Annotated in this window: 10 protein-coding genes; 5 read left to right on the top strand and 5 right to left on the bottom strand. The window is 70.4% G+C overall.

Annotation, left to right across the window (positions count from 1 at the left end):
• On the top strand, positions 1 to 722 hold a 722-nt coding region (locus WHI96_RS26820; RefSeq protein WP_349302481.1), incomplete at its 5' end, for a tyrosine-type recombinase/integrase.
• Positions 723 to 906: 184 nt separating this feature from the next.
• Here the strand turns inward: WHI96_RS26820 and WHI96_RS26815 are convergent.
• The 4 genes from WHI96_RS26815 to WHI96_RS26800 form a co-directional block, all read right to left on the bottom strand.
• On the bottom strand, positions 907 to 3186 hold the full coding sequence (locus WHI96_RS26815) for a heavy metal translocating P-type ATPase (protein WP_349302480.1): 2280 nt from the start codon (positions 3184 to 3186) through the stop codon (positions 907 to 909).
• Entirely contained in the window at positions 3186 to 4142 is a 957-nt protein-coding gene (locus WHI96_RS26810) for a DUF8832 domain-containing protein (RefSeq protein WP_345643821.1), read from the bottom strand. Before WHI96_RS26810 ends, WHI96_RS26815 begins: the two co-directional genes overlap by 1 nt.
• Positions 4143 to 4244: 102 nt before the next feature.
• Positions 4245 to 4454, bottom strand: coding sequence for a heavy-metal-associated domain-containing protein (locus WHI96_RS26805; protein WP_345643818.1), 210 nt, complete (start codon positions 4452 to 4454; stop codon positions 4245 to 4247).
• 27 nt (positions 4455 to 4481) lie between these two features.
• The gene (locus WHI96_RS26800) at positions 4482 to 4766 is read right to left on the bottom strand and encodes a metal-sensitive transcriptional regulator (RefSeq protein WP_345643815.1); all 285 of its coding nucleotides are present in this window, start codon (positions 4764 to 4766) and stop codon (positions 4482 to 4484) included.
• A 464-nt stretch (positions 4767 to 5230) separates the two neighbouring features.
• On the opposite strand from WHI96_RS26800, the gene WHI96_RS26795 reads away from it, so the two are divergent.
• The 4 genes from WHI96_RS26795 (at position 5231) to WHI96_RS26780 (ending at position 9792) form a co-directional block, all read left to right on the top strand.
• Entirely contained in the window at positions 5231 to 7183 is a 1953-nt protein-coding gene (locus WHI96_RS26795) for a heavy metal translocating P-type ATPase (protein ID WP_345643812.1), read from the top strand.
• 114 nt (positions 7184 to 7297) lie between these two features.
• The gene (locus WHI96_RS26790) at positions 7298 to 7729 is read left to right on the top strand and encodes a DUF6153 family protein (RefSeq protein ID WP_345643808.1); all 432 of its coding nucleotides are present in this window, start codon (positions 7298 to 7300) and stop codon (positions 7727 to 7729) included.
• 74 nt (positions 7730 to 7803) lie between these two features.
• Entirely contained in the window at positions 7804 to 8469 is a 666-nt protein-coding gene (locus tag WHI96_RS26785; RefSeq protein WP_345643805.1) for a DUF305 domain-containing protein, read from the top strand.
• Positions 8470 to 8829: 360 nt separating this feature from the next.
• Positions 8830 to 9792 carry a F510_1955 family glycosylhydrolase gene (locus WHI96_RS26780; RefSeq protein ID WP_349302479.1) on the top strand — a complete coding sequence of 321 codons (963 nt, stop codon included), beginning with the start codon at positions 8830 to 8832 and terminating at the stop codon, positions 9790 to 9792.
• A 64-nt stretch (positions 9793 to 9856) separates the two neighbouring features.
• Here WHI96_RS26780 and WHI96_RS26775 read toward each other — a convergent pair.
• Positions 9857 to 10044, bottom strand: a 188-nt coding sequence (locus tag WHI96_RS26775; RefSeq protein WP_349302478.1) for a hypothetical protein, incomplete at its 5' end; no start/stop codon positions are given.

Here is a 10044-nt window from a genome sequence, read left to right as displayed (position 1 = left end):
GCCGGCGTGCTTCACGGACCATGCGCTGGGCGCGCTCGCGCATCTCGTCGCTGAACTTCCTCGGTGCCGGCACGATCTCCACCTTCCCGTGGGATCAGAGCCTCCACCACATCCGGGGCGCTTCAGAACGCGCCGGCGTCCGCACCCTCACCGGGGAACCCCTGCGGTTCACCCCACACGACTTCCGAAGGATCTTCGCCACCGAAGCCGCGAACGGAGGCCTCCCACTGCACATCGTGGCTCGGCTTCTCGGCCACGCCAGCGTGAACACCACTCAGGCCTACACCGCTGTGTTCGACGACGAGCTCGTCCGCAGCTACCAGGCCTTCCTGGCCAACCGGCGCGCTGAGCGTCCGGCTGCGGAGCACCGTGTGGCTACCGACGCCGAGTGGCGGGAGTTCCAGCAGCATTTCCAGACCCGCAAGCTCGAGCTCGGCACCTGCGGCCGTCCCTACGGCACTCCGTGTCGACACGAACACGCCTGCATCCGCTGCCCCAGCCTGCGCGTCGACCCGCGCGCCCGGCCGCGGCTCGCCGCGATCGTCGACAACCTCCGAGACCGGATTCAGGAGGCCCGTCTGAACCACTGGCTCGGAGAGATCGAAGGCCTTACGACCAGCCTCACCGCTGCAGCCGAAAAGCTCACCCGCCTCGACCGGGCGAGCGCGGGCTCCGCAGAGCGGGTATCGCTCGGTATGCCTCTCCTGAGCAACCCTGATTGAACCCACCCGTGATCAGACCTCACGCGGTCGCAGATGGATCACCGTGATGATCGATGACGTGCTGTCCTGCCCGCACCCGCCGTACCCGTACTGATGCGCCTCACAGCCTGTGCGCGACTGTGGCGGCCCGGGAGGAGGTGACGCAGCCATCGTGGCTGCACCACCTCCTCGACCGGGAAGCGGATCAGACCGCGTGTCCTCGGAAACGACGTAGCCGCAGGCTGTTGCCGACCACGAAGACCGAGCTGAACGCCATCGCTGCACCGGCGATCATCGGGTTGAGCAGGCCCAACGCTGCGAGCGGGATCGCCGCAGTGTTGTAGGCGAAGGCCCAGAACAGGTTGGTCTTGATTGTGCTCAGGGTTGTGCGTGCGAGCCGTACGGCATCGGCTGCGGCGCGCAGGTCGCCACGGACGAGGGTGATGTCGGAGGCCTCGATGGCGACATCAGTGCCGGTGCCCATGGCCAGGCCGAGGTCTGCCTGAGCGAGGGCCGCGGCATCGTTGACCCCGTCGCCGACCATGGCGACGACTCGGCCCTGACGCTGCAGGCGCTCGATGACGGCGAGTTTGTCGGCAGGCATGACGTCGGCGATGACGGTGTCGTCGCCGACGTCGATGCCGACCTCGCCGGCGACGGAGTCAGCGACGGCGCGGTTGTCCCCGGTCAGCAGTACCGGTCGCAGCCCGAGACGACGGAACTCGGTGATGGCCTCGGCGGAGGTTTCCTTGATGGTGTCGGCAACGACGAGCACGGCGCGGGCCTGCCCGTCCCAGGCGACGGCGACGGCGGTGGCCCCGCGAGCCGCCTCAGCCGCAGCGGCGTCGGCGAGCTCGCCGGTCAGCGGAGTCGACCACTGCTCGAGCAGACGTGGCCGGCCCACGATCACGGCGTGACCGTCGACAACCCCCTGGACACCGAGTCCTTCGTGGTTGGTGAAGTCCTCGACGCCGGGGAGATTGCCGGTGCGCGTCTCGGCGGCGGTGGCGATCGCGGTGGCGATCGGGTGCTCGGAGGCCTTCTCCAGGGCGCCTGCCAGCCGAAGGGCGGTGGCCTCGTCGGTTCCGCTGGCGGTGTGGACGGCGGCCAGGGACATCTTGCCGGTGGTGACGGTGCCGGTCTTGTCGAGGACGATGGTGTCGATCCTGCGGGTGGATTCCAGGACTTCGGGGCCCTTGATCAGCACGCCCATCTGGGCGCCGCGGCCGGTTCCGACCAGCAGCGCGGTCGGTGTGGCAAGGCCGAGCGCACAGGGGCAGGCGATGATCAGCACGGCGACGGCAGCGGTGAACGCCGCGGTCGCGCCGGCCCCGGCGCCTAGCCAGAATCCGAGCGTCACCACAGCGACCGCGATGACGATCGGTACGAAGACCCCTGAGATCCGGTCGGCGAGGCGCTGGACGGCGGCCTTGCCGTTCTGGGCGTCCTCGACCAGCGATGCCATCTGGGCGAGCTGGGTGTCCGAGCCCACCCGCGTCGCTTGGACGACCAGGCGCCCGCCGGCGTTGACGGTGGCGCCGACGACGGTGTCGCCGACGGCGACCTCGACCGGGACGGACTCGCCGGTGAGCATCGAGGCGTCGACAGCCGAGCGGCCGTCGACGACCGTGCCGTCGGTGGCGATCTTCCCTCCGGGCCGGACGACGAACCGGTCCCCGACGGCGAGTTCGGCGATCGGGATGCGAACCTCCGAGCCGTCACGTAGGACGGCGACGTCCTTGGCCCCGAGTTCGAGCAGGGCGCGCAGGGCGGCGCCCGCTCGGCGCTTGGAGCGCTGCTCGAAGTAGCGGCCGGCGAGGACGAACGTGATGACCCCGGCCACGACCTCGAGGTACATGTTGCCGGCGCCGTCGGTGGGTGAGACCGACAGCTCGAAGGGGTGGACCATGCCGGGAATTCCTGCGGTACCGAAGAACAGCGCATAGACCGACCAGGCCATCGCCGCCGTGGTGCCCATCGAGATGAGGGTGTCCATGGTGGCCGCGCCGTGACGCAGGTTCGTCCAGGCTGCGCGGTGGAACGGGGCGCCGGCCCAGGCCCAGACCGGCGCGGTGAGGACCAGGCAGAGCCACTGCCAGTTCACGAACTGCAGGGGCGGGGTCATCGACAGGACCACGACCGGGACCGACAGCAGGGCCGCGCCGAGGAGGCGGTCGCGCAGGGGACGCAGCTCGTCGTCCTGTTCGGCGGTGTCGTCGGTGGTGTCGTCGCCGCGGTGCGGCGGGGTCGGAAGGACGGCCGAGTAGCCGGCCGATTCCACGGCGGCCACGAGGGCGTCGGTGCCGACACCGCCCGGCGCGGAGACCTTCGCCTTCTCGGTCGCGTAGTTGACCGTGGCGCTGACTCCGTCGAGCTTGTTCAGCTTGCGCTCGACGCGGTTCGCGCAGGACGCACACGTCATGCCGCCGATGGCCAGCTCGATCTCGCGCACCTGGTCGCCGGACGGGGGCAGGGTCGCGGTCATCAGTGGCCTCCGCCGGTGTGCGGGTGGCCGGTCTCGACCGAGCCGGGCGCGGCCGGCGCGGACCCGGTGGTCGGGACCGTGAACTGCGCGGTGCGGACCTGACCGCCGTGCTGGAAATCGAGGAACAGCCGGTAGGTGCCGGTCGAGGGCACCTCGGTCTGGAAGGAAATTCCGGGCCCGGACTCGGTGGTGCCGTCCCCGGGTGCTCCGTCGGGGTGGACGTGGAGGTAGCCGAGATCGCCGCTGCGCAGCGCGACCAGGTGGCCGTAGGCGCCCAGGTAGGGCTGCAGGTCGCGCACCGGCTGGCCGTGACGGGTCACGGTGAGGGTGACCGGGCTCGACCTGCCGGGCTCGAGCACCCCGTCGAGGGTCACCTCGTAGCCCCCGGGGGCGGTGGCGGTGCGGTTAGCCTGCGGTGTGACGGGCGCGAAGGTGCCCGGGGCGAACAGGTCGACTCCGAGCGTCGCGGCCTCGCCATCGGTGGGGGCGAAGTCGGCGAAGGCACGATAGGTGCCTCCGCCGGGCAGGGTGATCGGGGCCCGCCAGGTGCCGTCGGGGTCCATCGTCGGGTGCAGGTGCTGGAAGTAGGCCGTGTCGCTGCGCACGACGATCAGGTGCATCCGCTTCTCGTGCTCGATGTCGAATCCGGTGATCGCAGCCCCGTCGGGGCCGGTGATCCGGAACGCGAGCTCGCTCGCCTGCCGGGCCGGGAGCGTGTTAGAGGCGGGCGTCAGCGTCAGACCGCCCTCGGTCGAGGCCAGGCCGGCGGGCCCTGTCGACCGGGAGGCGGTGGGAGCGCCGTGACCCGCCGCCGGGTCAGCCCCGTGGTCGGCGGTCTGCGCGGTGGGGCGTAGGTGTGCGGTGGGGGCATCGATGGTCGCGCCGGTCGCGAATGCACCGGCTCCGAAGAGGACGACAGCCGCACCGTAGGCGGACAGTCGTGCTGCGGTCTTCATCGTCGGAAGTCCTTCGGTGAGACCCGGTACGGGTGGACGGCCGCGCGCAGCGAGCTGCTGGGCCGTGACCCTTACCGGGTGGCGGACTGGTGCTGGTGGTGCTCAGGCCGTGGTGACCTCGTACCCGGCTTCCTTGACGGCTGCGCGGACCGCGTCGGGGGACACCTCGCGGTCACTGGTGACAGTGACGGCGCCGGTCGGTAGGTCGACCGCCACGTCGGTCACACCGGAGATCTCGCTGATCTCCTCGGCGACCGACGAGACACAGTGCCCGCAGGTCATGCCGGTGACGGTGTAGGTCGCTGTGCTCATAGCGCTCATTCCCCTCGGTCGTCGTACTCAGGAACGGACCAGTCGCGCGATCGCGGCGCTGGCCTCTTGGATCTTCTGGTCGGCGACGGGGCCACCTTCGGTGGCGGCGTCGGCGACGCAGTGCTTGAGGTGCTCGTCGAGCAGGCCCAGGGCCACGGCCTCGAGGGCTTTGTTGACCGCCGTCACCTGGGTCAGGATGTCGATGCAGTACTTGTCCGACTCGATCATCTTCGTGATCCCGCGGACCTGGCCCTCGATCCGACGCATCCGCTTGATGTGGGAGTCCTTGCTGTCGGCGTACCCGTGCTGCATCGCCCTACCTCCTCGAGATACCTCCAGCATACCCCTACGGGGTATCTGCATTCAACCGCGTCGATCCGTGATCCCACCGGATCGCCGGGGACAGATATGGCGCAGCACAGTCGATCGCCCGAGATCGGACGACCGGGCCGAGCCGCATCACGAACGAACCAACTAACTGAGTATGTCCTTGCTTGATACCCCCATGGGGTATGGGGTATCCATGTGTCATGAACCCCGGAGAGCGATCGAGCAAGGACGCAGACGGGCCTGCTCGCCACTCACACCAAGCAGCCGACACGACGGGTAGCGCTGCCGGGCCGGCCGAGGAGGGCCGCCCGGCTCCCGCATCGCTCGGGACCGGCCCGGGTGAGCACCCGGGACATCACGAGCCCGGTGCGCAGGGGCACAGCGAGCATCAGGGACACAACAGTCACGGCGATCACGTCAGGGAGTTCCAGCGGCTGTTCTGGATCATGCTCGTCCTGGCCGTCCCCGTAGTCGGGTTCAACGACATGTTCGCCCACCTGGTCGGCTATCACCTGCCTGCCGGCGAGTGGGTGCTGTGGGTCTCGCCGGTGCTGGGCACGGTGATCTATTTCTGGGGAGGGCGCCCGTTCCTCACCGGCGCCGTGGCAGAGGTCCGGTCGCGCACGCCGGGCATGATGCTGCTGATCGGCCTGGCGATCACGGTCGCGTTCATCGCGTCCTGGGGTGCCAGCCTGGGCCTGCTTGACGGCGAACTGAACTTCTGGTGGGAGCTCGCGCTGCTGGTCGTGATCATGCTGCTGGGTCACTGGATCGAGATGCGCTCACTCGCCCAGACCACCTCGGCGCTGGACTCCCTGGCGGCACTGCTGCCCGACGAGGCCGAGCGGGTCGACCACGGCGATGTCGTCGTCACCGTCTCACCGGCCGACCTGGTGGTCGGAGACGTGGTCATCGTCCGGCCCGGCTCGTCGGTGCCCGCCGACGGAACGATCGTGGACGGGTCAGCGAGCATGGACGAGTCCATGGTGACCGGGGAGTCCCGTACGGTGCGGCGCCAGACTGGTGATCAGGTCGTGGCCGGCACCGTTGCGACCGACTCGGGCCTGCGGGTCGAGGTCACGGCGACCGGGGACGATACTGCGCTGGCCGGGATCCGCCGGCTCGTGGCTGACGCCCAGGCATCGTCGTCGCGGGCTCAGCGTCTCGCCGACACCGCGGCCGGGTGGTTGTTCTGGTTCGCCCTCGGCGCTGCCGTGCTCACCGCGGTGGTCTGGTCTCTGGTCGGGTTGCCCGACACCGCCGTGGTGCGCACCATCACCGTGCTGGTCATCGCCTGCCCGCATGCTCTCGGGCTGGCCATCCCGCTGGTGGTGTCCATCGCCACCGAGCGTGCCGCCCGGGGCGGCGTGCTGGTCAAGGATCGTCTGGCGCTGGAGTCGATGCGCACCGTCGATGCCGTGCTGTTCGACAAGACCGGGACCCTCACCCGGGGCGAGCCGACCGTCACCGGCATCGAGCCGGGCGAGGGCCGCGCCGCGGACGAGGTGCTCGCTCTCGCGGCCGCGGCCGAGGCCGACAGCGAACATCCACTGGCCAGAGCCATCGTCGGCGCCGCCCGCAGCCGAGGCTTGACCGTGCCCGCGGCGCGTGAGTTCTCCTCGTCTCCCGCGGTCGGGGTCGAGGCCACCGTGGACGGCACGCTGATCCAGGTCGGCGGACCCCATCTGCTCGACCAGCACGGCGCCGCCGAGTTCGCGGTCGCGGACCAGTGGCGCCGCCAAGGGGCGATCATCCTGCACGTCCTCGCCGACGGGGAGGTCATCGCGGCGCTGCGACTGGCAGACGAGATCAGGCCAGAGTCCCGGGAGGCGGTCGAGGCTCTGCACGCCGTCGGCACGCAGGTGGTCATGATCACCGGTGATGCCCGGGCCGTGGCCGACACCGTCGCTGCCGACCTCGGCATCGACCGGGTCTTCGCCGGAGTCCGTCCGGAGGACAAGGCCGCCAAGGTGGCCGAGCTGCAGAGCGAGGGTCGTCGGGTCGCGATGGTCGGCGACGGCGTCAACGACGCTCCTGCCCTGGCCCAGGCCGACGTGGGTATCGCGATCGGGGCCGGGACCGACGTCGCGATCGGTTCCGCCGGTGTCATCCTCGCCTCGTCCGACCCGAGGTCGGTGCTGTCGGTGATCGACCTGTCGCGTGCGTCCTACCGGAAGATGAAACAGAACCTCTGGTGGGCGGCCGGCTACAACCTGGTCTCCGTACCGCTGGCGGCCGGGGTCCTTGCTCCCGTCGGGTTCGTCCTGCCAATGAGCGTCGGCGCGATCCTGATGTCCGCCTCGACCGTCGTCGTCGCCCTCAACGCTCAGCTTCTTCGCCGTCTCGACCTGACGCCGGCGCGCAGCACAGCACGACTCGTCGGCGCCGACACCGGGTGAGGCCATCGCGTGGCGGTCCGGTCTCAGAAGACCGTCGATCGACCTGACACCCTCGCGCCAGGACGACGGCACGGCACGCGCGGACCGGGCAGCCGCCCCGGTACCGTGACCGACATGGCCAACAGGCGAGAAGGGCTGCAGCTGGTGCTGCTGGTCCTGCCTGTCCTGCTCGGCCTGATCGGGATGCACGCACTCGTCGCCCCGGCCCCCGCGGCAGACACCGGGCACGAGGTGGCGGTCGCAGCGACAGCGACCGGGCACAGCGACCACCGTGCCGACATGGCATCCGCGCCACCGGCACCGGTGGCAGTCGAACAGCCGACGCCGGCCGACCACGGCGAGCACGACGCCACCCACGCGCTGCACCTGTGCCTGGCCGTGCTGGCCGCCGCCGGGGTCGCCCTGCTCTCGGCGTGGCTGTTCCTCGGACGCCTGCCGCTCCCGGTCGCGCTCACCGCGGCCCGCCAGCGCTCCCGCGGCCGCCCTGCCCAGCGGCCACCACCCGTCCCCCGACGACTCGCTCAGCTCTGCGTCTTGCGGACCTGATCGGCCCCCGGCGCGGCAGAGCGCCGGATCCCGGCCCGATCACCCGTAATCGACACGGAGAGCCAGAACCACACATGAAGATCACCCACGTGGCCACCGCGGCCACGACGCTGACCGCTGCCCTCGTCCTGTCCGCCTGCGGCGGCGCAGAGCCCGCCGGCAGCGCCTCACCCGCGGCCCCGGCCCCCGCCCCGACCAGCGCCGCTGCTCCGGGCGCGGCGGTCTCGACCGAGCACAACCAGGCCGACATCGCCTTCGCCCAGGGCATGATCCCGCACCACCGGCAGGCCGTGGAGATGTCGAAGCTGGCCACCGACCGCGCCGGTAGTGACGACGTCCGCGGCCTCGCCACCGAGATCGAGCAGGCCCAAGGCCCGGAGATCGCGCAGATGCAGACCTTCCTCACCACCTGGGGCGCACCCGCATCCGGTGGTATGCCCGGGATGGACCAGGGCGGCATGTCCGGGATGGACCACGGCGGAATGAGCCAGGGCGGTATGGGCCAGGGCGGTATGGGCGGGATGATGACGCCTGACCAGATGCGCCAGCTCGAGCAGGCCGACGGCGACGACTTCGACCGCATGTTCCTCGAGATGATGATCGCCCACCACGAGGGTGCGGTGCAGATGGCCGAGACCGAACTCGCCGGCGGAATCAATCCCGAGGCGAAGGCACTGGCCCAGAAGATCATCGACGCCCAGCAGGCCGAGATCGGCCAGATGCGCGGGCTGCTCGGCTGACCGTCCTCCGGCCACGGGCGACGACGGCGACAGAGAGCCACACTCACCCTGGCCGATACGGGTGGGGGGTATGTACCGTGGACCGGTATACCCCCCACCCGTATCGACGACGGAGGCTGTCCGATGGCGAAGAGTGCGAGTCGGTCCGCTGCCCGAGGTCCACTGTCCGCGATGGTCGCGGCCGCCAGATCCGAGCCTGGCCGGGCGGTCCTGCGCTGCCTGCTCGGGTGCGCGGTGCGAGCGCTGTCTGCCCACACACCCCACGGCGACCGCCGCGCGCCACGTTGCGAGGGTCGATGACCACGCAGCCACGACGGCCTCGACATCCTGCCCACGGTTCGGCCCGCCGAACCGACCGCGATGCCGGGGCACGCCCCGGCTGAAGAGAGACCCCCACCGCTGATGATCGACTCACCTCCGGTAGACCGCACGAACCTCAAGCTTGGTAGACCCCGAGCACCCTTGACCTATGCCGTGCTGACCGCGGGCATCGCCGTGCTGCTGGTGGGCTGCGGCGGACCGGCTCAACCGGCCGCCGCGCCCGCCACCGCCGGTACCGCCGGCGTGTTCGAGCAGGTCGGCCACGTCCACGGGGTCGGAGTCGACCCTGGCGACGGCAGCACGGTCATCGCAGGCCACCACGGCCTGTTCAGCCTCACCGCCGAGGGAACAGTGACGCCGCGCCAGAACCCGCTGGCCGGCGGCCCCGACCTGATGGGCTTCACCGTCGCCGGCCCGAACACCTACCTGGCCAGCGGCCACCCCGCCCCGCAGGACACCAGCACACCGAACCCGCTCGGCCTGGTCCGCAGCACCGACCGCGGTGCGACGTGGGAGCCGATCAGCCTGCACGGCGAGGTCGACTTCCACGCCCTCGACGTCGACGGCACAGTTGTCGCCGGCCTCGACGCCACCCGCGGACTGCTCCTAACCAGCAGCGACAGCGGCCAGAACTGGCAACGACGGGCGTCGCTGTCCGCTCTCGACATCGCCTTGGCGCCCGGAGAGAACACCCGGATCCTGGCCACCACCGAGGCCGGAGTGATGGCCAGCCATGACGGCGGCACCACCTTCACCAGCATCGCCGGGAGCCCGCTACTGGCCTACCTTGCATGGGCCGACGACGGCAGCGTGTACGGGATCGCACCGGAAGGAACGCTGTACGCCAGCACCGACCGCGGCGTGACCTGGCAGCGTCGGGGCGCCACCGCGGCCCCACCGCAAGCGATCAGTGCCGAACACGGAGGCCGGCTGACGGTAGTGACCGAAGTCGGGGTCGAGCGTTCCAACGACGGCGGCGTCACGCTGCAGCAGCTCGCCTAACCGGAAACTCCCACCGGAGCCGGGCGCACTGGAAGTGATCGTCCACCGCAGGAGCCCCCGTCGGCTAGCGATGGGGCAGAGCGATCAGGGAATTCAGATCAGGGCATTCGTCTGCGGCGATGCTGGGCTCTTCCGGAAATGGAGTGCAGGTGAGGGCGTGATCGACCGCGCGGGTGGGGTCGTGTCGCTGCGGTGAGGCGGGCCCCGAGAAGTTGATGATGAAGGTTCCTACACCGAACATCGTCGAACGCC

It is taken from the genome of Pseudonocardia tropica (assembly GCF_040105315.1).
GTDB lineage: Bacteria > Actinomycetota > Actinomycetes > Mycobacteriales > Pseudonocardiaceae > Pseudonocardia > Pseudonocardia alni.
This window is presented reverse-complemented; position numbering and strand designations above follow the sequence as displayed.

Bases quoted from the DNA above. Each gene is read 5' to 3' on its own strand.
- WHI96_RS26800 (WP_345643815.1), bottom strand. From the start codon at position 4,766: ATGCAGCACGGGTACGCCGACAGCAAGGACTCCCACATCAAGCGGATG.
- WHI96_RS26790 (WP_345643808.1), top strand. From the start codon at position 7,298: ATGGCCAACAGGCGAGAAGGGCTGCAGCTGGTGCTGCTGGTCCTGCCT.
- WHI96_RS26805 (WP_345643818.1), bottom strand. From the start codon at position 4,454: ATGAGCACAGCGACCTACACCGTCACCGGCATGACCTGCGGGCACTGT.
- WHI96_RS26780 (WP_349302479.1), top strand. From the start codon at position 8,830: ATGCCGGGGCACGCCCCGGCTGAAGAGAGACCCCCACCGCTGATGATC.
- WHI96_RS26815 (WP_349302480.1), bottom strand. From the start codon at position 3,186: ATGACCGCGACCCTGCCCCCGTCCGGCGACCAGGTGCGCGAGATCGAG.
- WHI96_RS26785 (WP_345643805.1), top strand. From the start codon at position 7,804: ATGAAGATCACCCACGTGGCCACCGCGGCCACGACGCTGACCGCTGCC.
- WHI96_RS26795 (WP_345643812.1), top strand. From the start codon at position 5,231: ATGCTCGTCCTGGCCGTCCCCGTAGTCGGGTTCAACGACATGTTCGCC.
- WHI96_RS26810 (WP_345643821.1), bottom strand. From the start codon at position 4,142: ATGAAGACCGCAGCACGACTGTCCGCCTACGGTGCGGCTGTCGTCCTC.